The 24351-nt window shown below is 43.1% G+C and carries 14 protein-coding genes; 5 read left to right on the top strand and 9 right to left on the bottom strand.

All coding sequences use genetic code 11. The annotated features are described in order from the left end of the window. Positions 1 to 223: 223 nt before the first annotated feature. From L3V35_RS15525 to L3V35_RS15485, 9 genes are all read right to left on the bottom strand, one after another. A complete protein-coding gene (locus tag L3V35_RS15525; RefSeq protein ID WP_237300210.1) occupies positions 224 to 1966 on the bottom strand; it encodes a polysaccharide lyase family 7 protein in 1743 nt (580 codons plus the stop codon). Positions 1967 to 2203: 237 nt separating this feature from the next. Continuing rightward, the gene (locus L3V35_RS15520; protein WP_237300286.1) at positions 2204 to 4075 is read right to left on the bottom strand and encodes a methyl-accepting chemotaxis protein; all 1872 of its coding nucleotides are present in this window, start codon (positions 4073 to 4075) and stop codon (positions 2204 to 2206) included. Between the two features lie 1080 nt (positions 4076 to 5155). After that, positions 5156 to 6037 carry an NAD(P)-dependent oxidoreductase gene (locus tag L3V35_RS15515; RefSeq protein WP_004733521.1) on the bottom strand — a complete coding sequence of 294 codons (882 nt, stop codon included), beginning with the start codon at positions 6035 to 6037 and terminating at the stop codon, positions 5156 to 5158. Positions 6038 to 6669: 632 nt separating this feature from the next. Then, a complete protein-coding gene (locus L3V35_RS15510; RefSeq protein WP_237300209.1) occupies positions 6670 to 8748 on the bottom strand; it encodes a DUF4962 domain-containing protein in 2079 nt (692 codons plus the stop codon). 217 nt (positions 8749 to 8965) lie between these two features. Continuing rightward, positions 8966 to 10744, bottom strand: a complete 1779-nt coding sequence (locus L3V35_RS15505; RefSeq protein ID WP_017092953.1) for a transporter — start codon at positions 10742 to 10744, stop codon at positions 8966 to 8968. A gap of 769 nt (positions 10745 to 11513) precedes the next feature. Further along, positions 11514 to 12230 (bottom strand): FadR/GntR family transcriptional regulator, encoded by a 717-nt coding sequence (locus tag L3V35_RS15500; RefSeq protein ID WP_004733498.1) that lies wholly within the window; start codon positions 12228 to 12230, stop codon positions 11514 to 11516. A 390-nt stretch (positions 12231 to 12620) separates the two neighbouring features. After that, a complete protein-coding gene (locus L3V35_RS15495) occupies positions 12621 to 13475 on the bottom strand; it encodes a fumarylacetoacetate hydrolase family protein (RefSeq protein WP_237300208.1) in 855 nt (284 codons plus the stop codon). A 317-nt stretch (positions 13476 to 13792) separates the two neighbouring features. Next, positions 13793 to 15946: a heparinase II/III family protein gene (locus tag L3V35_RS15490; protein WP_237300207.1), complete on the bottom strand. Its 2154-nt coding sequence runs from the start codon at positions 15944 to 15946 to the stop codon at positions 13793 to 13795. Between the two features lie 2 nt (positions 15947 to 15948). Continuing rightward, on the bottom strand, positions 15949 to 18147 hold the full coding sequence (locus tag L3V35_RS15485; RefSeq protein ID WP_237300206.1) for a heparinase II/III family protein: 2199 nt from the start codon (positions 18145 to 18147) through the stop codon (positions 15949 to 15951). A gap of 333 nt (positions 18148 to 18480) precedes the next feature. On the opposite strand from L3V35_RS15485, the gene L3V35_RS15480 reads away from it, so the two are divergent. The 5 genes from L3V35_RS15480 to L3V35_RS15460 all read left to right on the top strand — a co-directional run bounded on the left by L3V35_RS15480 (position 18481) and on the right by L3V35_RS15460 (position 24296). Continuing rightward, positions 18481 to 18816 carry a cupin domain-containing protein gene (locus L3V35_RS15480; protein ID WP_010438329.1) on the top strand — a complete coding sequence of 112 codons (336 nt, stop codon included), beginning with the start codon at positions 18481 to 18483 and terminating at the stop codon, positions 18814 to 18816. A gap of 34 nt (positions 18817 to 18850) precedes the next feature. After that, positions 18851 to 19783 carry a sugar kinase gene (locus tag L3V35_RS15475; RefSeq protein WP_237300205.1) on the top strand — a complete coding sequence of 311 codons (933 nt, stop codon included), beginning with the start codon at positions 18851 to 18853 and terminating at the stop codon, positions 19781 to 19783. Positions 19784 to 19856: 73 nt separating this feature from the next. Then, positions 19857 to 20483, top strand: coding sequence for a bifunctional 4-hydroxy-2-oxoglutarate aldolase/2-dehydro-3-deoxy-phosphogluconate aldolase (locus L3V35_RS15470; RefSeq protein WP_010438323.1), 627 nt, complete (start codon positions 19857 to 19859; stop codon positions 20481 to 20483). 1024 nt (positions 20484 to 21507) lie between these two features. After that, positions 21508 to 23274 (top strand): transporter, encoded by a 1767-nt coding sequence (locus L3V35_RS15465; RefSeq protein ID WP_017076754.1) that lies wholly within the window; start codon positions 21508 to 21510, stop codon positions 23272 to 23274. Positions 23275 to 23531: 257 nt separating this feature from the next. Beyond that, the gene (locus tag L3V35_RS15460; RefSeq protein ID WP_017076755.1) at positions 23532 to 24296 is read left to right on the top strand and encodes a transporter substrate-binding domain-containing protein; all 765 of its coding nucleotides are present in this window, start codon (positions 23532 to 23534) and stop codon (positions 24294 to 24296) included. The last annotated feature ends 55 nt before the right edge of the window (positions 24297 to 24351 follow it).

The raw sequence follows: 24351 nt of genomic DNA, 5'->3' as shown, positions 1-24351 counted from the left end.
ATTTCCTATTGATAAAAGACAATATATAAGAATTTAGAATGCGAAATGAGCTAGCAAGGGCAGAGCAAGCGAGCTGTAATCGTATGTATTTGCAGGGTTCAAGCAGAACATTTGTCCCTACAAACACATCACTGTAAGTGTCCAAAAACAAAAAAAGACCACATTGTTAGGAATCAATATGGTCTTCTTCATTACCGACATGGCTAATCAAACATCAGAGAACTCAGTGATGCTCTGCTCTTAGAGAACTAAAGCTCACATCAAACACTTCACCCGCATAGTCGCTATCAGGCTTAAATTGTGGGTAGATGCCCGCTTTGAAATAGAAAGCGATGTCTGTCGATGTCCAATCTGACGTCAACGAGACCGTGTCCCCATTTTTATCTGGGTAATCTTGTCCCCAAGGGATTGAGTGAGAAACAGTATTGGTTCCATCTAAATCATGAGTCGCCAAGTAGACACCGTCTTGATCAGCGCGAATCGTATATCGCCACTCTTCACTTGCCGAATAAGTACCTAACTCGACACTGAATGGGTCACAATGGTTACAGTCTTGGTTGTTGCGTTCAAAATCGGAGTTCAGTATCACTCTTACTGGCTTACTCTCTCCTTCCCATAACAACTTCACCAATGCTTGATTGATCTTCCAACCATGGATTTGCCCAACTACCACTTTTGGATCTTGATTATTGATGTTCGGGTAGTCTTCAATTCGTAAGCTTGCGGTTAACTCGTGACTGGTAGCGTTCGTTCTAGTGTCCTCCAAATACCAACTTGTATCTTCATCGCTGGTGCTACAATCCGGTTGAGCACTGCTTTGATACAACTCCCTGAGCTCAGAACGAATATAGCTAGAGTTTTGTGTACTAGTGCCATATCCCATATCAGCTCTAAAGTGCATTCTTCCGTCATCGGTATTGAAATAAGAAAGACCAATATCGCTGTCGTAGACATCACTGTTATTGGCGAGAAGGTCTTTGCTCGATTCGCAGCGCTCAGGTTCTAGTTCAGCCGCACTGTCACCCCCACTTCCATACCAGGTGTCTTTACTCGCAGGAATCGTCAACTTCCAATCATTAATATCCCAATCGTTTGAGCCGTTGGCCTGTGTTGTAGTGTATCGCAAAGCCTGAAAGTGGGCCGTAGCTTCACCATTTTCAAATTGATTATAGATACCTGCTTTAAAGTAACTCAGTAGGTGCTGCCAGTAGGTGATGTCTTCGTCGACTTTAACTTCATCGTTCACTTTGAGCGAAAGGGTGTTTTCATAAACAGAAAGATCAAACTTGGTGAAACTATCGAGATCCGCCTCTCCCAAATCGTAGCGATTATATGAAGTGGCGTAACAATCCGAAGAGTCAGCAGCACTGCTACAGTCAATGGCATTGTTTTTCATGACCGCCCAGTAGTGACCTGTGAGGCCATCTCGTTCCTGCTCCCAAACTACACGCAATAGCGGATGAGGGATATAATCCGTACCATTCTCGTCAGTGCCCTTATTGTGTATCTGTAGCAACGTCACTTCATCATGATCAGCGGGTGAACTCGCCATTGCATGTTCGATATCAGGTAAGCTTATTTCCGCATACAGGCTTCGTCTTACACCAGTTTCATTGATATCGAAGTTTTCTCCCTCACGAACCTCTGAACGCATCTTATAGTTCGCCATTTTGAAGATTAGGTTTTCCGTCTCTTCATCCGCGTAAAAATAATCACTGATGTAGCCATCGAAATCCCCACCTTTAACTTCAGAAGTTTTATTACCCTCTGTGCCATTAGGATCCGATACCTGAAGGTCAGAACTCGAGAGGATGTTTTGATACTTAGCAATCTCATAAGGCGCAACAACACCATAAGAAGTACCTGGACTGGTGTTATCAGAAGAGTCATTGCTATCGCTTGAGCTGCTTCCACCGCAGCCGTATGTGAGCGAAGCGAGCGCAACGATGATGATTGGCTTATTCACATTTATCTCACTTATCCATAAGAGTAGAGTGATAATGTATATTTGTACTATTTTATGTCAATTATCTATTTATCAGAATGTGAGATACGGCAAATGAAGTGAAATTAACGGATATTGCGTAGAATTAGATTCAAGAACAACGCAGAAAAGCCACTCTAAACTCGACAGTTAATGAGTGGCTCTCAGATCAACAACTAAACTTAGTATGTTGATTTTTAGATATAAATATTAGAAAGATTAAACCTTAAAGCTGCTCATCAACTCACTAACGCTACCGTTAAGTGTTTTGATTTCTGCTGATTCAGTCAACTGATCTTGGCTTAGCTTATTAAGTTCCTCAACAAAGCTTTCAATCTTATGCATGTTCTTAGCAATGCTCTGAATAAGGGCGTTTTGCTCAACAGATGAACCCGAAATGTCATTGTTGAAACGACTTACTGTTTCCATCTGCTCGGTTAGCTTCGCCAACATGTTTACAGCTTGAACCACTTGAGCGCGAGTCAGTTCACAGTTACTTTTGGTCAACTCAATCGATTTAACCAAACCATCTGATTTAGACTGCAAGCCAGATAACGCTTCATCAATTTCAGAGGTACTGATTTGCGTTCGGTTGGCTAACGCACGGACTTCATCAGCAACCACCGCGAAACCTCGACCATGTTCACCCGCTCTCGCCGCTTCAATTGACGCATTCAATGCCAGCAAATTAGTTTGTTCCGCAATCCCGCCAATCACAGACACAATAGACTGGATGCTCTGCGTTTCATTGGCCATTGAGCGAATATCATCAGAAGTGGTGCAGACTTGCTTCTCAAGATCACTGATATAGGTTTCCGTCACGGTGTTAATCTGTTTAGTCTCATCACTGAACACAGCCGCTTCTCTTGCTGCTTCTGCCGCGGACTGAGAACTCTTTTCTACTTCATTCGATGCTTCAGACAAGCCGTTAATCGCAGAGACCACTTGAACCGTTTCATCAGTATGAACTTGCAGTACGTCGCTGGTTTCTTTACAGCCTTCGCGAATACTCAGTACCTTGGTATCGAGATCCGAGTTCTTATATTTCACATCCTTAACCATCTCTTGTAAGCCGATAATGAACAAGTTGATGTCTTTGGCGATATGTCCTAAGTCATCATTCCCCTTCTCAGCAAGCCTTTGAGTCAGGTCTCCGTTACCTTGAGATAGGTCGTGGACGATTTTGCGTAGTGACACGATTGGGCGATAAAAACGATTTAGAAGCAAAATCATCAATATCACCGAGCCAAGCACACAAGCCACGATAAGGATGCGCGCACTCGACATCACGCCATTCAACTGATTGAGCGCGAGCTCAGGGTCAATACTAGAGATCATGAACCACTCTTTCTGGCTGCCAATATCCACTTTCTTGGCCATCAATATTCTCTGGTTACCATCAATCACACCCTCAATGAATTGATCAGGCTGTTCAATGGCACTGTTGAGTTTCATCCGCGTATCTGCGGAAGATATATTGCTTTGCGGAAGTACGTTTTCGATTGTTGAAGCGACCACCATGCCCTTCTCGTCGATGATAATACCTTTGGCTTCGTAGATGCTGTCCAACTGTTCAAGCTGCGTTTCCAAATCGTCAAAACGTATGTCGGCCATGATGACGCGATCTTGGTATGAGTACGTCACACCAATCATAGGCACTTGAGTACTCTTAGTGAAAAACAGATCACTAAAAGATAAGCCTGATTTCAATTTCGCTTGTTGATACCAAGGTCGAGTGGTTGGATTGTACTTTTCTTTGATTCCAACACCGTTAGGGAAAGACTCTGACGGACGAGAAGTGTAAGAACGGCCGTCGTCAAAACCAACTACGATTTTATCAATGCCACCGAGCTTGGCTGCGTAATGCATAAGCGCTTCATTAGGCACTTGGTATGGGGATTTCATGAACTCTTGTGCGACAGAGTTTACGGTATCGATAGTGCGCTGAACGGTACTTTCTATTTGATTGATTTCTATCGTTAGCGAGTGGTCAATCTCGTTATAAATCGTTTGGTTTACCTGGTCTGCTGCTAAGTCAAGCGTAAACCAGTTCGTAAATGCCAACGCACTAGAACTGACGATCGCCACCATTAAAATCAATTTTCCTTTAAACCCTAGAGACAATTTTGAATTCATAAAACTCATCATCCATATCAACCTATGTCTATTATTTTCATCCGAATGAAATGGTCATTTTTTACATTTTCGAAGATACGGGAAGCGAAACTTGTTCATGCCGATTCATCGTCACAACCATTACTTTAATTAATATTGTATGTTTAATTAGCGAAACTTTCTGTGAGCGATATTGACATATTAAAACTGGCTAAAACCACCCTGTGACATAGGTATCATTTATGAGTCTTGGCTTTTAACGCGATTGGGAAAGAGCAAGTAAATCACGAAAAATGATCGACTTTTAAATAACAACCAAATAAATTCGCCGATAATGCTTCTAATCAAATTATTAATATCAATTTCGATTCACTGACTAGAAAGTGAGCCTTAAGTCACATTTTCACTAACCAACCATTCACTAAAGGCATTCAACCTTTAGATTTATTTGTAATACAATAACCCCTAATGTATGGTGTACTTGAATCATAACTTAAGTTATTTCTGGATGCTTTTGTGCAATTCAAAGTGGTAATTGAAGCAACGCGCTTTAAGGTCATTGAACACGTTTAATGTAGAGACTGTCGGGGGATCTCGTTAATCGTTATTTTACTTGTCTCGTTCATTGGTTTTTCCAGACGGCTAGTCCGAATACGCCCACACAGTCACCAGCTGTGTGGGCTTTTTTTTTACTTTCTTTTCAGACCCAATATACGAGTCGTTTTAACCCATCGCTAACAGTCAGTTAAGTGCACTGGTTTAAGCTTGCGAGGAAAAGTGAGTGAACGAGTGGGTGCTAGAAGGCTTTGAACTTGCCGTTAGAATAGATATAGATATAGATATAGATATAGATATAGAAAAAATAGGAATTGAGGCAGTAACAGAGTTAAACAGAGTTTTGATAAGGTGTAGCTGAGGGAATTGAAGTAGAAGTAGAAGTAGAAGTAGAAGATTTTAAACAGAGAACAAAGGATTGGATATGGCAGATAAAAACGAACCTCGCTGAGGTATCGCCGCCTAGAAGACAAGCGATACCCTAGCGAGGTCGTACGTCGATTACTTCTCTAGTTTAGCGAAGTAGTCGAAGATTACTGGTACATCGTTGTTACCCATGCCTGCATCAACAGCAGCTTGTAGGCTTGTTGCAGTACCTTGAGCGATTAGAGACTCAGTACCTAGCTCTTCACAAAGTGCAAGGAAGTAACCAAGGTCTTTGTTAGCGTTAGCAACAGAGAAACCTAGCTTCTCTTCGCCGTCTACTGCGTAGAACTTACAGAATTGCATGAACGGAGAGTTAGATGGACCTGCAGACATGATATCAAACAGTTGTTGGCCATCAACACCAGCGCGTTGAGCAACAGCGAAAGCTTGAGACATAGTTGCAACAGTCGTCATGCCCATGAAGTTGTTTACAAGCTTAGTTACGTGACCAGAACCTAGAGCGCCTAGGTGGAATACGTTTTCGCCTTGCTCTTCAAGAACAGGTTTAACTTTGTTGAAAGTTTCCATGTCGCCAGCAGCCATGATGTTCAGAAGACCATCTTTAGCGTGTGCAGGAGTACGACCTAGAGGTGCGTCGATCATGCCCGCGCCTTTTTCAGCAAGAGCTGCGCCGATTTTCTTAGTAGAAGCAGGGATAGAAGTACCGAAGTCTACTAGTACTGCGCCTTCTTTGATGCCCGCAAGAACACCGTCTTCGCCGTATACGATTTTTTCAACAACAGCTGAAGTTGTAAGACAAAACTGAACAATGTCACTTGCCGCAGCGAGTTCTTTAGCAGAAGTGAATGCAGTCGCATTACCGCGGTCTGTAACGCGAGCAACAGCTTCAGCGCTTAGATCCATTACGTTTACGTGGTAGCCGCGCTTTTGCAGGTTTTCAACCATGTTGCCGCCCATAAGACCTAGGCCAATGAAACCGATTACAGGTTTAGTCATGTTCAAACTCCAAATATAGTATTGTATGATTATATGCTCATTATAATAACTACGTATTTCTCGTTTCGCAATAGTTTTAGGGCATTGATTTGATGGTTAGACGCAAGTTGTGACGGGGGTTCACTTTACGAGAAAATATGGGGCACGCTTTGTACTTACAGGAACTATATGCCACCTAAAAAACCGTCTATTGATGAAATAACATACGTTAAATGTCATACGATTAGTAAGAACAAGCTACGCCTTTACCTATGTATAGTTCACTCCTCCCTTACTCAGCCAGTGATTAGGCTGTTCACGGAAAAGTAAGTCATAACAATTTCTAGGAAACAGGCGTTGGCGCCCTATTCTTCTAACAGAGCGATACATGCGAGTCTCTTATACGACTCCCGCACATTTCATTCAGCATAGTGGCTAAGTACATATCCGGCCTTTGTGTGCATCAGTGTCCAGATTCAGCCCCTTGAGCCACTGACTTAGCATCAAGAAGCTATTTATCTCTGGCCAATTAAGTTTTCTTGCAACCCGATGGGTTTGCTAACTGATTTAACTCTTCCAGCTAACTAGACAAACAAAAAAACTCCGAGCTTTCACTCGGAGTTTTAATATCTAGCTTCTGTTACTTCAGCGGATTACAGTTCGATTGAAACCGTTTCACCGTCAACATTTAGCAGTAACGTGTTGCCTTCAAGCTTATGAGACACTTCAACTTGCTCGCCTTCGTTCTTATTAGGAACGAGAAGCGTCAAGATGTTGTGCTCTTTCGATGGCTTGAATTCCACTTCAACGTGACGGTGGATCTCAAGATCTTTAAACTCGTATGGGTCAACTTCGCCGAAACCTTCAACGTTCTTAACTGAAGTGATGTTATCAGCAGACTCGTTGATGAAGTTTACGTCTAGGTGTGCAACTTCACCGCGGATAGTGAAAGACTTGTCTGCCACTTCGTTTGCGAAAGTTGTGTGCATTAGCCAAGTCATGTCTTTCTCTTCAGAAAGCGTAGTCTTGTCTTGCATTACGAATACTTTACCTTGAACGAACCAGACTTTACGCTTGTAAGATTCGATTTCAGGAACGAAGTACTTGTAAGATGCCGTTGCATCACCTTCAACCATCTTCACATCAGATTCTGTATCGAAGTCAGAGATAGTGCCGCCCGCTTCGATACAGAAGCGATCTTGGTGGTTTTCGTAGCCTGTGTTCTTGTTCTCGCCGTACTGACCTTTACCGCCAAATAGTGGAAGGTTTTTAGAGAATGTTTGACGACGCCACTTAGTGTGCATGTCTACACCGAAACCACCGTAGTAACCTGTTACTGACGCTAGCGTTTCACCGAATGCGTGCAACGTGAATGCGTTTTGGTCACCGTGAGAGTGGCTGATTGAGCCAAACGGAGAACATTTGAATACCATGTGAATATGGTTATCACGCTCAGTCATCTTGTTGTGGAATGCAGCCCAACCCGTGATTGGGAATACTTTCAACAGTGGATCATTCGATGGTGCTTTCTCTTCAGGAGCATCCCAAAGGAAGTTAAAACGAAGATCGTCGTAGCCGAAGTCCCACCAACCAAAGTTGTAGAATTTGGTGTGTGCTTCAGTATCACGGCCTTTCAGTTGGTTGTAGTACCAAACGTACTCAGGCTTCTGGTTAACACCTGCGTAGTGCTTGATGTTGTAAGCCAGTTTTAAACCTGGGAAATCACCGATTGAAGACTGGTCACAGAAGCTCGCGCGCTTAGAGTGAACAGGCATACAGTAAAGTGGGAAGTCACCTGTGTTTTCGTAGAATGTTTTGTTAAACATGTCTACGCCACAGTATGCTTTCAATAGGTCGAATGCTTCGCCTAGGAATGCTGTTTGTGTGTTCCAGTAGTCAGGACCTTCAGCCCAACCGCCGTCTACACCGCCCCATGGTGGGTAGTGTACTGCGTAGTATTCTAGAGCGTAAGCGATGTACTCGCCTGCTTTCGGGTGATCGTGGTAAAGCGCGATACACGTTGGGATGATAGCAGAAGAGATAGAACGAACACCGTGGCTGTTTAGCGGGTTGTTTAATAGGTCAACCGTCACTTTCAGGTGGTGCATGATTTCGTCTAGACGCTCAATTAAAGCATCTTGAACTTGCTGACGTTCTTCATCTGTGAAGTAGCCGTGTAGCCAGTCGTAACCCCAAGCCATAGCAGCGATAACACGGAAAGCCGCTTCATCGTTATAGCCACGAGAAGTCACGCCTTCTGGATCGTACGTAGACAGTTTTAGAGTCCAAGCTTTTGCTTTCGCAATGAGCGCTTCATCTTCTTTCACAACACCAGCAATCGCTAGGTTACGTGTCGCGTTCAGTGCCATTTGGCAATCAACGTACATTTGACGCCAATAAGGACGCCATAGAGAAGCTTTACCTACCGTCTCAGCTGGGTACGCTTGAGGCTCTTCAAAAGGAGCAGTCTCAAGGAACTTAACTGTCGAGTTGTTGTAGAAGTCATCAAACATGCAGTGAGCTTCATCAGCTTTCACTTTCGCTTTGAATTCTTCTAACTGATCAGCTTGAACAAGAAGACGCGGACGTGCTTCGCTCAAGGTGTCTAGGAATGATAGGTCAAAGTCACGTGTTTGAACTTCGATAGGGAGTAGGTCTACAAGATTACCTGCTGAAGTATCGTTTTCCAGCTTCATCTTCCTGATTGCATCAAGAGATTTTTGGTCGCTCATTCTAACTCACTTATTTTCAAGTTGATTGAAAGGAATTGCGATCAATATACGTCTTATTGTAGGACAATTGAATATATTTCGATTCGATTGAACCACTTTGTACAGTTTTCGTGATTTAGGTCAGATATCTTTCACCTGACGGTTTTCCGGTTCCGCAGAATAAAAAATGCGACGCCCTTTCGAGTCGTCGCATTCTATTATAAACGTTTTCTATGTATTAGCTTTCTGTTACTGCTTTCGCTTGCTTGCCGCCGTCATCGACCGCTTTCACAAGTAGAACACCGACACCACCAACTATCACACCACATAAGATGAAGACTAGGCGTCCCCACATTGGGTTAGTAAGAAGAGCCATCAACATGATACCAACACCCGCTACCGCAATCAGTTTACCAAGCATTTGACGTTGTTTGTTATCCAACACTTTTTGCTCTGCCGATTCTGCTACTAATGGTGTATCTAAGTTGCCAAAGAACTTATCAACATCCGCTTGACGTTCTTTTGATAGAGGCTTGTAGAACATCGTAGATAGTACGAAGAAGCCACCAGTTAGCGTGATGTGAGCAATCAGACCAATCGCAACTTTAACGTCAGACCATTCACGTCCTGTTAGAGTATCAAGACCAAACGCCGCTGCTACCATCTCCGCGTTGATAACAAAACCAACCACATAAGATACGATACCACCAACAACTAGCGTACCCCAACCAGCCCAGTCCGGAGTCTTCTTGATGAAGAAACCAAGGAATGCAGGAATCGTCATAGGGAAGCCGATTAACGCACCTACGTACATCATCGTATCAAACAGGCTCAAACCTTTTAATGAGTTGATGAACTGTGCGATTAGGATAATAGCGAAACCAAATACCGCTGAAGTAATTTTAGATACGGTTACTAACTCTTTCTCTGATGCTTGACCTTTACGAACGATTGTTTCGTAGAAGTTCTTAACAAAGATACCTGAGTTACGGTTTAGACCTGAGTCCATTGAAGACATTGTCGCTGCAAACATCGCGGCAACTAATAGACCAACCATACCTGCTGGCATGTACTCTTGTACAAAGTATAGGTAAGCAAAATCACCCGCTTTTTTACCTGCATTCGGGTAAGCCGCTGATAAATCGACACCTTGACCTGCAATGAACCAAGAAGGCATGAACCAAATAAACACACCACACAACATCAACACACAAGCAAGCAGTGCGGCTTTCTTTGCATTCTTTGAATCTTTTGCTGCTAGGTAACGGTATGAGTTAAGCATGTTGTTCGTGATTGAGAACTGCTTAACGAAGATGAAGAATGCCCAAATCGTAAAGATGCTTAGGTAGTTGATGTTGTTGCCCCAAAGGAACGAACCACCATCTTGTACTGGGAAGTTGTTAACAATCTCACCCACACCACCACCTTGAACAACCGCTACAACCGCGCAAGTTACCGTTACCGCCATGATGATAACCATCTGCATGAAGTCAGATGCGATTACCGCCCATGAACCACCTGTTACCGACATCGCCAACACCACTAGGCCAGTTACCCAGATAGTCATGTTCATGTCGAAACCGAAGATACCCGAAGCGATGATTGCCAATGCGTTTAACCACACACCCGCAGATACCACTGAGTTCGGCATTGAAGACCAAGTGAATACTTGTTCGTTGGTCGCACCAAAACGCATACGAATCGCTTCAATTACCGTAACAACGCGAAGTTGACGGAATTTCGGCGCGAAGTACGCGTAGTTCATGAAGTAACCAAATGCGTTGGCTACGAAGATGACCGCTACAGCGAAACCATCGTTATACGCTTTACCTGCTGCACCGGTGAATGTCCATGCACTAAACTGGGTCATAAAGGCGGTTGCACCAACCATCCACCACAACATGTTACCGCCCCCGCGGAAGTAGTCACTAGTAGTGCTTGTAAATGTTCTAAACATCCAACCTATCGCAATCAAGAATAGGAAATAAATGCCGACAATAATCGTGTTGAGTTCCATCGTGTATCCTTTGTCCGTTATAATTTGTTACGAGGACTATAGGAAATTCGACTCTTTATTTGTAGTACAATAATCCAAATAAGTGATGGTGATCTTATTTTAATTGATTAAGTTAATTATATATATGACATAGGATGGAATATGACTAATCCATTAAGGAAATTGTTAGGGTTTTAGGTAAAAACCCAAAAGATCAAACACTTAAAATAAATTTCACCTTAAAAACAACGACTTAAAACAAAAACGAGACTTTGCACATTTATTAACAAATACAACCAAACACATATAAACATAAAGACCTAAAAAATAATAAAAGAGAATTCGAGACCAAATCCACATCATTCATCACACAATAAACCAGTGTTTTTTATCAAAATCGAGCGGGTAATATCATTAGAATTCAATTTAAATATCTAAATATTAAATCCGAGAACCCTGTTTGTTTAACCCCAGATTTAGAATACTGAGAGGTGAAAAATCCCGGCTGTCGCATAACTACTTGTCTGATACGGACAGTCTAAAAATGTGTTTAGAACGATGCTTGGGGATTATTACGTAGACGTTAAAAATAAGGCGGGTTGTAACGTGGAAGAATAGCTTAACAGACGTAGCGAAAAGACTGACCAAAAATAGTGCTACAGATAGTGCAACACGCGGCCTAAAAACCAAAAAAGGCATGCACTAGGCATACCTTTTAAAGTCGTTTATCCGAACGTGAGGATGTTCATCTCAAAGTGAGATGGCTCAGGTGCGCTTTAAATCATTTCTATTATGCTGTTGCCAAACGATGGTTGGCATCTTGCAAGTGAACAGCAGAAGCAATTCTAGCCTTGTCACAATCACCGGCCATGATAGCTTCATAGATTCTGCGGTGTTCATTGATGCATGTGCTTCCCTCTTCAGAAGAATGCACGATGAAGTTAACGAACATAGTAGTCAGAATATTACCGAACGGTAGATAGAAGTCGTTACCGGTCGCATTGAAGATCAAGCTATGGAAACGAGTATCAATGTCTGTCCAACGTTCTTGGTCAAACACTTCAGCTTCATCCACTTCGACCATCTTTTGGAAGATCTCTGAAAGCTCGATACGTTGTTCAGCAGTCGCAAATTTTGCCGCCAGTGCACACGCTTCAGGCTCGATCGCACGGCGAAGGCCTAAAAACTGAGAACAGAATTGGTCTACGTCGGTTAGTCCGTCCATCCATTCAATCAGTTGAGGATCAAGGAAGTTCCAGTATGCGCGGTCGACTACGCGAGTACCAATTTTAGGGCGAGACTCTAACAGACCTTTAGAGGTCAGTAGTTTAACTGCTTCACGAAGTGCCGTTCGGCTGATACCAAACTGTTCACACAACGCCATTTCACCAGGAATAATAGAACCTTGCGGCAGATCACCAGACAAAATTCCACGAGCGATTTCGCGTGCTACTTGCACGTGCAGGCTACGCTTCGAGCCCGAAATTGAATTAAAAGTGCTAGCCATAAGTTCGCTTATTTATATGTTATGTTTATGTATTATTTAAGGAACACTATAACAGTATTTAAACCTACAGCCAATTGAGTAAAATCAAAGCGGATAGTACCTGTTAATTTATTCAATTAATCAAACACTTAGAAAGCATCTAATTTCTCTTAGCTAGAAACACTGTGTTACACCACTAACAAAACCCTCGCCGAGCATGTAGGTTCGTCATTCTCGTTTTCTCTGCTCGCTTCCAAAAACATCACTCAATTGGGCTAAAATAATGGAACCGAAAAACGGTTAGTTTATTCACTACACAAGTTAACCTAGTTCAAATTAATAGGTTCAAGTCGTCTACGTACTGCAAATTCAGACATAAGCTCTGTAGCTCCCAACGCTAATTCAATTCCATCAGAACCGCACTTCGTTGACCACAGTCCCTATCCCTTCAATCGTGACACTCACTTGGTCCTTGTCGGACAAAGCATAGGTTCTTCCCGGCGTGCCCATGAAAACAAGATCGCCCGGTTTGAGGGTAAAATAGTGGCTCAAGTAGCTGATGACTTTTGTAGGTTTGTGAATCATAAACGATGTATTCTCTTGTTGAACAACCTTGCCATTTACACGCGTGGTTAATTGCACGTTGTTATAATCGATACCACGAACAATCGTATTACCAACGGGGCCAAAGCCATCTGAAGCTTTCGCTCGAAGCCATTGTAAGTCCGTGCCTTGCCAGCTTCTTTCTGTAATATCATTGCCCACCGTGACACCAAAGATCGCTTGTTCGGCTTCTTCTTCACTGGCTTGACTGAGTTCTTTCCCAATCACAACCACCAGCTCGCCTTCAAAGTGAACATTTCTTGCTTTTGGTGGCACTTGAATCACTTCGCCTGTGAGAATCAAAGAGGAAGGAAGTTTAAGAAACATCGGCGGTGGTGCATCGGCAGGTGAAGCTAAGTGGCTAGCGAAGTTCATCCCGACGGCGAATACCTTCTCTGGTTGTGTTGGCAGTAGCACTTCAACCGAATCCAGTGGAATCGAAGCCTTCGCGACTGAATATTCGCCAAAGATGTCGCCACTAATTGGCAGCACTGCGCCTTTATCTAACTTTCCATAACTGATCTTGTCTTGATATTGATAACGTACGAACTCCCCAGTTTCGACACTGCTATCAGACTCTTCATTTGCTAAAACAGCGTTAGCAAAAACAGAGGTAGAACAAGAGACCGCTAGTATTAATACCAACCCTTTCATTAACTTCATGATTCACTCCCTAACCGTTTATTCCTATCAGTTACTGTAGTCTAAACACAGGTGAGCATTAGCTATTTTCCTTCGCTGGGGTTAACTCTTTGTTCCTTATCCCTTCTAGTAAGCCGTTCAATTCTGTTTCCTACACGCATAAAAAAACCGAGCAACTCGCAGTGAGTTACTCGGTTTGACTTATTCCCGATGTTTTCAGTCGTTGTTGGTTTCAACGAATGATTTTTCAATCACGACTGAATTTCAATGTGATGCTTCGTTCCCGCAAAGCACCACATCAATACATGTCGTCGTTAAACGACATGTATGTTAATCATTTACAGTTGAGCAAATGATCCTTCCCACGAGTATGTCTCACCCGCGAACTCAACAGTGTGAGTTGCTTGCTGCGTGTCTTCAGCTTGGTTTGAAATACCATAGTGGTAAGTGTTGCCAGAAGTAGTCTGAATGCGAACAACAGTCCCGACACTGTTATCGCCCACAACAGACACTGATTTAACTAGACCACGAGCGCCTACAGAGGCTTCGATAGACTCGTTAAAGTAACCATGCGTTTCTAGTACAGAAGCAAACACGTGGTTTTGACCAGACTGACGTAAGATGAACGCAGGCTCACTCTTAAGGTTGAAGTCTGGATCGTTAGCACCAGTGCGAGCAAAAATCACTTCGCTGCCCGCATTCGCGCTGGTTACTAGGCTGTAGTAGCTGCTGTCATGTAGCCAGCTAACTAAAGAACCTTCTTCGTTCACTTTGCCTGAAGCAACGTTCCATAGATGTTGATAACCGTTATCTTCACCTAATGGCTTAAGCGTTTTTTCCATGTTGTAATCAAAGTCAGTACGGATGATCTGCCCAGAGTGGTGAACGGGTAGGTCGTACTGGTGCTCAGCGTCAGCTTCAATGCGGTATACATCGATAACTAGTGGCTTCTCGAACTCAGGAAGTTCAGCAAGAATCACGCTGCGTTGCATGTCTATGCCTGTGTAGTACTCAGAAATTGTGCCACTCATGCCTTGCAGAGACTGGTCGTCTGCTACGAAGAAGTGCTTCTGACCAAACTTAGACTCAGCCAATGCTGTGTTGAAGTTGTTCTGCGTTTTCTGATCAACCGTTACGGTGTTGTGAGCAACCGTCTGCTTACAGTAAGACTTGTTCTCAGGGATGTAACGACCGCCAAACTTAGGCTCAACGTTAACCCAGCGACCGAAGCCGTAATCGTGCAGCACTTCGTGGCCACGGTTGAATACGCTTAGGTGCAGTCCATCATAGTGACCGTGGTCTAGAGCAGAGTGGTACTGGTGATCGCTGCCGTGTTGACCAAACCAGATCAATGCCATCGTGTCGTCATCTTGCTCGTCACGGTGACGAAGGATGCTTACGCCGCCTTTTTCGCCTTCAGGGCCATCGGTTACAAACAGGCTACCCCAGTTGAATGCTTTGATGTCGTCAGCTGAATCAACCGCGTCAGACAATGTTTTACCTGAAGCATGAACCCAAACGTTTTGTTGGTGGTTAGCCATACCAAGCAGAGTTTCAGTCTGCTCGTAACGGTGGTAACACACAGACGTTGCCATGATAACGCCTTCATCGTTGATAGAGATTGTCTTCGATGAATCGTTCAGAGCTGGCAATGTACCGTCTGGGAATGCGGTTTTGAATACAGAGTAAGACGTTGTCTTGATCACTGAATCGTTGAATTCATAGATACCAACTTCAGGCTGACGACGTTCAATCGCTTCTGCGAACAGGTAAATTGGACGTAGAGAGAAACGGTGGTAGTAAGGACCTTCCATGTAGTAGCCGTCTGGCGAAAACAGTTGGTCAAGTTGCGCTAAGAAACCGCCGCTTACTTTGTCTAGTTTCAGGCCATATAGTGCTTTGTCTACAGATTCTTGGTCGTTGATCGCGTAGCCACAGATACCTACTGCTGCCACTGCCCATAGGCCGTGGTTGTGTACGATATCGAAGTCGTGTGCGTAAGTAACAACGAACATTTCGATCATTTGCTTAAGAAGATCGTCTTCGATCAGGCGCTTCTGCTCTTCAGAGATTGTGTGGTAAATACAGCTGTACGCACAAGAAGCGTAAAGCATCCACATGTTCTCGTTCAACGTTTGGTGGAACAGCTTACCCGGAGGGTTAGAGTCACGGCTTACGTTGCTTTCAAGTGTTGGGTACACCGTCGCGTACGCTGTTAGCATATCAACGATGTAATCACGGTACTTTGTTTCCTCAGTGATAAGGAACAAACGACCTGCTAGATCCATGTGGATGTAGTTTTGCTTGTGGCGGTTGTGTTCGTAACCGCCGCCTTCACCGTGACCTGGTACTTCAATGCCAACTTCAGCCATGTAAGCGTCAGTTTGTTTAATGTCGCGAGTCAGTGCGTTACCTAAAAGGCTATCCTTGCCAAGTTCTTTACGAAGCTCTGCTGCTTCATCAAAGTTAAGTAAAAGTGGTTGATAGCTCATTATTATTTCCCCTGCTCTGTTGTGCTTGCTAATTCTGGGTTTAAAATTGTTTCTACTGAGTAGAAGCCCGTCCAGCTGTATATTTTGCCGTTCAGTTCTACTTTGTGTTCAGTGCTGTCAGTCGCGCCAAGTTGGTTACTGATCATCACTGTCACGTTTGATTTCTCTGTCGTAATCTCTACTACTGAACCTACATTCGTGTGAGCAACAACATTGATGTTTTTCACAACACCACGAGCGTTTACTGATTGCTCGAATTCTTCGTTAAAGTAACCGTGTGTTTCTAGAACAGAAGCAAACAATGTTGTTTCGCCTTTGCTGCGTAGAATGAATGCAGGCTCTGAACGTAGGTTAAAGCTTGGATCGTTAGCACCAGTGCGAGTGAAGATGATTTCTCCGTTCTCGTTTGAACTTGTACCCAACCAAGTGTAGTACGTGTTGTTTTGTAACCAGCTAACTAACGCAGTGCCATTCACTTCACCACTTGCTACATTCCATAGGTGTTGGTAACCGAAGTCACTACCTAGTGTATTTAGCTCTTTGTTTGCTTGGTATTCGAAGTTAGTGCGAACAATTTGACCTTGATATTGATGAGAGTAGTCAAATTGGTGATCGCCTTCACCGCCTTTTGTAGAACCTAAGCGGTACAAGTCTAGCAATAGCGGAGACTCAAACTCTTCAAGGTCTAGCATGAACACGCTGCGTTGCATGTCAAAACCTTCGTAGTGATCGTTAGCAAATGCGCTCATGCCAGTGATTTTCTCGTCTTCAACTTTGAAGAAGTGAGGTAAACCGTGTACCGCGTCTGCACGTTCAACGTCAAAGTTGTTCTGACATTTTTCATCAATCGTTACTGCGTTATGAGCAATCGTTTGACGAGCGTAAGATTTGTTTTCGTCTAGGTAACGACCGCCGAATTTTGGCTCAACGTTAACCCAACGACAGAAGCCGTATTCACGTAACACTTCTTGACCGCGGTTGAAGAAAGAAATACCCAACGTATCGAAGTTGCCGTGGCCCATGCCGTGTTGGCCGTAGTTCATAACAAGTTGAGAAACGTCGCCTTTCTTATCCTGCATACGGAGAAAGCCTTGTGCGCCGTTGTGGCCTTCAGGACCCTCGCTCAATTCAACACTTGGCCAGAAAGGCATGCCGATTTCTTGTTTAGCTGAAGCCTCTTCGTAGGCTTTAGATAGCTCAAGACCACATGGGTGCATCCATACTGCGTCTTGAATCTTCGCCATACCAAGAATGTTTTGGTCAACGCCACTTTCAGAAGAGTAATGCTTGCTGTAGACGCTAACCGCTACTTGAACACCCATATCTGTGATGCCCATAGTACGAGACGCATCGTTTAATGCTGGGAATTCACCGTTCGGGTAAGCCGTAGAAAGCATTGCTTGTACTGTGTTACCAATCACGCCGCCTTTGTAGTTGTAGATATCAACTTCAGGCATGTGACGGTGAATAACTTCAGCAAATACACACGTTGGACGAATCGCGTAACGGTGGTAGTAAGGACCTTCCATGTAGTAACCAGAAGGTGCAAACAGTTGAGAAATTTGCGCTAGGAAACCGCCAGTATCGTTACGGTCGATGCCGTACACTGACATTTCAAGGTACTCGCGCTTGCCTAGAGCAAGACCACAGATACCCACAGCGGCTACTGCCCAAATTCCGTGGTTGTGAATGCGGTCGAAGTCGTGTGCGTATTTAACCGTGAACATTTCTAACATTGGTTCGAAAATGCGAGACTCAATGTTGTCACGTTGTTCTTGTGTCATTGTTGAAGCAACACAAGAGTAAGCTAAGCTTGAAAACATTAACCAGCAGTGCTCGTTCAGGATTTGGTGGAACAAACGACCTGTTGGGTTAGTGTTTTTCTGTACGTGGTAATCAAACGTTAGATATTTGTCTGCGTACACTTCTAATAATTTTGTAACGAAGTCAGCGTATTTTTGCTCTTTAGTGATCAAGAACATGCGACCAGCTAAGTTCATGTACGTGTAATTTTGCTTATGGCGGTTATGCTCGTAACCCCCTGCTTCACCGTGACCTGGAACATCGATAGGTAAACGCATAAACGCTTCTAAGTCTTTCGCGTTCGCTGCAATGGTTTTGCCCATTAAGCTAGAACGGCCCACTTCAAGGTGAAGTTGCTCAATTTCTGCTTCAGTCAACAATACTGGTTTGGTAGTCATATTCTTTGTCACCCTCAATAAAGAGTTTATCTGTTTAAACTTTGATTAAATTTTCAAACTCCATATAAAGTAATACAATATGAGCTTTAATCATACCTATTCGGTGCTAAATGATGAGTAGAATCACATAAACCACCATAAGTCATTGATGTAGTTAAATAATGATAAATATCGAGCATTTGTTAAGTTGTTGATTTATTTACGCTATATAAAGTATCACTTGATCAATATCACACAATTTTAGATATATTGTATTACAATTAGGCTCGTTCCCTTATTATGAATGCAAGCTAAGTAACACTTAAAAGATTTAAACAGATTAGGAGATACACAATGAACTCTTTCTTTATGCTAGATGAAAATCCATGGGAAGAACTTGGTGGCGGTATTAAACGTAAAATCGTTGCTTACACTGACGATCTAATGGCTGTACACCTGTGTTTTGATAAGGGTGCCATTGGCCATCCTCACACACACGAAATTCATGACCAAATCGGTTATGTTGTTCGTGGTAGCTTTGAAGCTGAGATCGAAGGCGAGAAGAGAGTACTTAAAGAAGGCGACGCTTACTTCGCTCGTAAACACATGATGCACGGTGCTGTTGCACTAGAGCAAGACAGCATCCTTCTTGATATCTTCAACCCTGCGCGTGAAGACTTTTTAAAATAATGAATAGCGCAACCTCAGTTGCTAAGGTAAGCATATGAAATCATTAAACATCGCGGTCATTGGCGAGTGCATGGTTGAGCTACAAAAGAAACAAGATGGGCTTAAGCAAAGTTTTGGTGGCGATACGCTGAATACTGCACTTTACTTGTCACGCTTAACAAAAGAGCAAGATATCCAAACAAGCTATGTAACAGCACTGGGCACTGACCCATTCAGTACTGACATGTTAGAAAAGTGGCAAGCTGAAGGTATCGACACAAGCTTGGTGGCTCAGCTCGATCACAAACAACCAGGGCTTTATTACATCGAGACCGATGAAACTGGTGAGCGTTGCTTCCACTACTGGCGTAGTGATGCTGCAGCGAAGTTCATGTTTGATCAGCAAGACACGCCTGCTCTACTTGATAAGCTGTTCTCTTTTGATGCGGTTTACCTAAGTGGCATTACGCTTGCTATCTTGACAGAAAATGGTCGCACACAGCTGTTTAACTTCTTAGACAAATTTAAAGCTCAAGGCGGTCAAGTATTCTTCGACAATAACTACCGTCCTAAACTTTGGGAAAGCCAACAAGAAGCAATTTCTTGGTACTTGAAAATGCTTAAGTACACCGACACGGCTCTACTAACGTTTGATGATGAACAAGAGTTATACGGCGACGAAAGCATTGAACAATGTATTGCTCGTACGTCTGAGTCTGGTGTGAAAGAGATCGTGATCAAACGTGGTGCGAAAGACTGCTTAGTCGTCGAAAGCCAAAGTGCTCAATATGTAGCTCCAAACCCAGTTGACAACATCGTAGATACTACGGCTGCTGGCGACTCGTTCAGTGCTGGCTTCTTGGCTAAGCGTTTGAGCGGCGGTAATGCTCGTGACGCAGCATTTGCAGGTCATATTGTGGCAGGAACCGTGATTCAGCATCCAGGTGCTATCATTCCTGTAGATGCGACGCCTGAACTGTCTCTATAATTACGCACTTTAACTATTAATCAAGGGTTTGCTTAGTTAAAAGCAAGCCCATAATTAACGTGAGAAAGAATTCATGACTACATTAAATGAACAACTAGCAAACCTAAAAGTAATTCCTGTAATCGCTATCAACCGTGCTGAAGACGCTATCCCTCTAGGTAAAGCACTTGTTGAAAACGGCATGCCATGTGCAGAAATCACACTACGTACAGAATGTGCAATCGAAGCGATTCGCATCATGCGTAAAGAGTTCCCTGACATGCTAATCGGTTCAGGTACAGTACTGACTAACGAGCAAGTTGACGCATCTATCGAAGCGGGTGTTGATTTCATCGTAAGCCCAGGTTTTAACCCACGTACTGTTCAATACTGTATCGATAAAGGTGTTGCTATCGTACCGGGCGTAAACAACCCAAGCCTAGTTGAGCAAGCAATGGAAATGGGTCTTCGCACGTTGAAGTTCTTCCCTGCTGAGCCTTCTGGCGGTACTGGTATGCTTAAAGCACTAACAGCGGTTTACCCTGTTAAATTCATGCCTACTGGCGGCGTAAGCTTAAAGAATGTAGATGAATATCTATCTATCCCTTCTGTACTTGCGTGTGGCGGTACTTGGATGGTTCCAACTAACCTTATCGACGAAGGTAAATGGGACGAACTAGGTAAGCTTGTTCGTGATGCTGTTGCTCACGTTAACGCTTAATCTGTTTTAGATTTCGTGATAAAGCCTCACTTCGGTGGGGCTTTTTGTTATCTGAGGTTTTTCAATAACTGGATTTTGTTATCTAAATCTTTTGGGTAACTGAAGTTTGATCGTTGATAGTTTGAGGCTGTTACCTGAAGAGCACGACGCTCAAACAAGTTAAGACCTCTACAATACATTCCCGTTTATCAGGCCATCCACCAGCTTTGTGACTGGTAATTTGTAATTTTTAGCACGTGCTATTTCACTGTGCTAAAACGCCTTACACGACCTGGCAAACACTCTAAGCACTCACTTATGTAATCTAACTCACTCGACTCATACCGTGTCTTGAGCCCTGTATCGACGCATCCGCCCTTACTCACCATTAAGCATACAAACCTCTTACATATGGTTGGAAATCGCCATGAAGCAATACAAGGCTTATGGCTATGATTATCGCTTATCGGATATCGGATATCGGATATCGGATATCGGATATTGGGTATAATTCTCGCTAGCGCCTACTCCAATTTCGAGCGGTTGGACAAACCAAGACTCTAAACACAAGAACAGCAGAAAAATTGAGCGGATAAATCGCGTAGATAAATAGTACGGATAAATAATGAGCAATTCAGGGCGTGAAATAGAAAATAGCGACATAAAAACAATAAGCTACACTTAAATGATAGAAACAATATTTTGCGATTTAGTACGGAGATTTAACGTGAATCCCGTCGCACAACCACGTTCAGTTGTAGCACATTTGTTACGGTTATAATTAAAATCTTATAAATAAGGCAAACTAAAGCCTTATTACTTATATTGTAATACATATAAATATTTGAGCTTCAATTTATCTTGGATCTAGAGCAATTCATAAAAACAATTAAAGACAATAAAAACAGCAGGTTAAGCTAGATTGTCGTGTGTGCTCAAAAATCAATGCGACCTAGATCATACTAAAGACATATTGTAGTACAAATAAACCTTTGGACGCGTTAATCTAAGCCCAGTTAATTATGATATTTAAAAGGCTGAAAAGATGACTATTGATACTTTTGTTGTTCTCGCCTACTTCTTCTTTTTAATCGCTATTGGTTGGATGTTCCGTAAGTTCACCACGTCGACTAGTGATTACTTCAGAGGGGGCGGCAAAATGTTGTGGTGGATGGTTGGTGCAACCGCCTTCATGACACAGTTTTCAGCATGGACGTTTACTGGAGCCGCAGGACGCGCATTCTCCGATGGTTTTGTTATTGTAATTCTGTTCTTAGCCAATGCATTTGGTTATTTCATGAACTACATGTACTTTGCCCCAAAGTTCCGTCAACTTCGTGTTGTAACCGCGATTGAAGCAATCAGACAGCGTTTTGGTAAAACTTCAGAGCAGTTCTTTACTTGGTTCGGTATGCCGGACAGCCTAATTTCTGCAGGTATTTGGCTAAATGGTTTAGCAATCTTTGTTGCTGCTGTATTTAATATCCCTATGGAAACCACCATCATCTTCACCGGTGCTGTGTTAGTCATCATGTCGGTAACTGGTGGGTCTTGGGCCGTTGTCGCATCTGACTTCATGCAAATGCTCGTTATCATGGCGGTTACGATCACTTGTGCGGTTGCTGCTTACTTCCACGGTGGTGGCATTACGAACATTGTTGATAATTTCCAAGGTGACTTCATGTTGGGAAATAACCTCAACTATGTAAGTGTATTCGTACTATGGGTTGTTTTCATCTTTGTGAAGCAGTTCGGTGTAATGAATAACAGTATCAATGCTTATCGTTACTTATGTGCTAAAGACAGTGAAAATGCGCGTAAAGCGGCAGGCTTAGCATGTATTCTAATGGTTGTTGGCCCTCTTATCTGGTTCCTACCACCTTGGTACGTAAGTGCATTCATGCCTGATTTCGCATTGGAGTACGCTTCAATGGGTGATAAAGCGGGTGATGCTGCTTACCTAGCATTCGTACAAAACGTAATGCCAGCAGGTATGGTTGGTCTATTAATGTCTGCGATGTTCGCTGCAACAATGTCTTCTATGGATTCAGGTCTGAACCGTAACGCTGGCATCTTTGTAATGAACTTCTATAGCCCTGTTCTTCGCAAGAATGCAGAGCAAAAAGAACTCGTGATTGTAAGTAAGCTAACGACAATTCTGATGGGTATAATCATTATCTCGATTGGCCTATACATTAACTCGTTACGTCACTTAAGCTTATTTGATATCGTAATGAACGTGGGTGCATTAATCGGCTTCCCAATGCTTATTCCAATCTTCCTAGGTATGATTATTCGTAAAACACCAGATTGGTCGGCTTGGACTACATTGATTGTCGGTGGTTTTGTTTCTTACATCTTTGGTATTTCTCTACAAGCAGAAGATATTGAACACCTATTTGGTTTAGAGCAACAATTGACTGGTCGTGAGTGGGCAGATCTTAAAGTTGGCTTAAGCTTAGCTGCACACGTAATCTTTACTGGTGGCTTCTTCTTAGCAACTCAATTCTTCTATAAACCTCTATCAACTGAGCGTGAGAAAGAAGTTGATACATTGTTTACTAACTGGAATACACCACTTGTTGCTGAAGGTGAAGAGCAACAAAACCTAGATACTAAACAGCGTTCAATGCTTGGTAAGCTTATCAGCACAGCGGGTTTCGGTATTCTAGCAATGGCTCTAATTCCAAACGAACCAACAGGACGCTTGTTGTTCCTACTATGTGGTTCGATGGTACTAACCGTTGGTATCCTACTGGTTAACGCATCTAAAGCTCCGGCTAAGATGAACAACGAGTCAGTTGCTAAATAGCTAAACAGCTAAAATAAGCAGCTAACAAGTTAAACCAAAATGAAGCCCATGTTATTCGATAACATGGGCTTTTTGTTTGTCTACGGTTTATCAAAATTGAACTAGTACGTACACGCCTCTATTTTCAAGACTCTATGCAAATCCCCCAACCTTCCCTCGGTGTTCATCTCCTTGACAACCATTTCCAATGGTTTGATCTCTTTCTGCTTTTCTTTCTGTTACTTTGAACAACAACACAAACACAACAGATAATTACAATGACAAAAACATCACTATTACTTGCTTCCATTACTCTGGCGCTCTCTGGTGTAGCACAAGCTGACCAATTAGAAGACATCCAAAAATCAGGCACACTTCGCGTTGGCACCACAGGCGACTACAAACCTTTCTCTTACTTTGATGGCAAGAGCTATTCTGGTTATGACATTGACGTAGCTAAGCATGTTGCAGAGCAGCTGGGCGTCGAATTACAGATTGTCCGTACTACATGGAAAGATCTGCTAACCGACCTCGACAGCGATAAATACGACATCGCGATGGGCGGTATCACACGTAAAATGCAGCGTCAGTTAAACGCAGAACAAACTCAAGGCTACATGACCTTTGGTAAGTGTTTCTTAGTTGCGAAAGGCAAAGCAGAACAATACAACAGCATTGAGAAAGTGAACCTTTCTTCTGTGCGTGTTGGCGTCAATATCGGCGGGACTAATGAGATTTTCGCGGATGCTAACTTACAAGATGCGAGCTTTACACGTTACGAGAACAACCTAGACGTTCCGCAAGCCGTTGCGGAAGGTAAAGTTGATGTGATGGTGACAGAAACCCCTGAAGGTCTGTTCTATCAAGTGACTGATGAACGTCTTGAAGCTGCTCGCTGTGAAACACCGTTCACCAACAGCCAATTCGGCTACCTGATTCCAAAAGGTGAACAACGTTTGTTGAACACGGTGAACTTCATTATGGATGAGATGAAGCTAAAAGGCGTTGAAGAAGAGTTCCTGATCCACAACTCTCTTAAGTAACCTCTTTTCGATTTATACAGTGACCAAAAAATAGGCTAGCATTGCTGGCCTATTT

Source organism: Vibrio sp. L5-1 (assembly GCF_021728315.1).
Classification (GTDB): domain Bacteria; phylum Pseudomonadota; class Gammaproteobacteria; order Enterobacterales; family Vibrionaceae; genus Vibrio; species Vibrio splendidus_K.
This window is presented reverse-complemented; position numbering and strand designations above follow the sequence as displayed.

Coding starts and splice junctions, on each gene's coding strand:
- L3V35_RS15520 (WP_237300286.1), bottom strand. CDS start 4,075: ATGGTGGCGATCGTCAGTTCTAGTGCGTTGGCATTTACGAACTGGTTT.
- L3V35_RS15515 (WP_004733521.1), bottom strand. CDS start 6,037: ATGACTAAACCTGTAATCGGTTTCATTGGCCTAGGTCTTATGGGCGGC.
- L3V35_RS15510 (WP_237300209.1), bottom strand. CDS start 8,748: ATGAGCGACCAAAAATCTCTTGATGCAATCAGGAAGATGAAGCTGGAA.
- L3V35_RS15505 (WP_017092953.1), bottom strand. CDS start 10,744: ATGGAACTCAACACGATTATTGTCGGCATTTATTTCCTATTCTTGATT.
- L3V35_RS15500 (WP_004733498.1), bottom strand. CDS start 12,230: ATGGCTAGCACTTTTAATTCAATTTCGGGCTCGAAGCGTAGCCTGCAC.
- L3V35_RS15495 (WP_237300208.1), bottom strand. CDS start 13,475: ATGAAGTTAATGAAAGGGTTGGTATTAATACTAGCGGTCTCTTGTTCT.
- L3V35_RS15490 (WP_237300207.1), bottom strand. CDS start 15,946: ATGAGCTATCAACCACTTTTACTTAACTTTGATGAAGCAGCAGAGCTT.
- L3V35_RS15485 (WP_237300206.1), bottom strand. CDS start 18,147: ATGACTACCAAACCAGTATTGTTGACTGAAGCAGAAATTGAGCAACTT.
- L3V35_RS15480 (WP_010438329.1), top strand. CDS start 18,481: ATGAACTCTTTCTTTATGCTAGATGAAAATCCATGGGAAGAACTTGGT.
- L3V35_RS15475 (WP_237300205.1), top strand. CDS start 18,851: ATGAAATCATTAAACATCGCGGTCATTGGCGAGTGCATGGTTGAGCTA.
- L3V35_RS15470 (WP_010438323.1), top strand. CDS start 19,857: ATGACTACATTAAATGAACAACTAGCAAACCTAAAAGTAATTCCTGTA.
- L3V35_RS15465 (WP_017076754.1), top strand. CDS start 21,508: ATGACTATTGATACTTTTGTTGTTCTCGCCTACTTCTTCTTTTTAATC.
- L3V35_RS15460 (WP_017076755.1), top strand. CDS start 23,532: ATGACAAAAACATCACTATTACTTGCTTCCATTACTCTGGCGCTCTCT.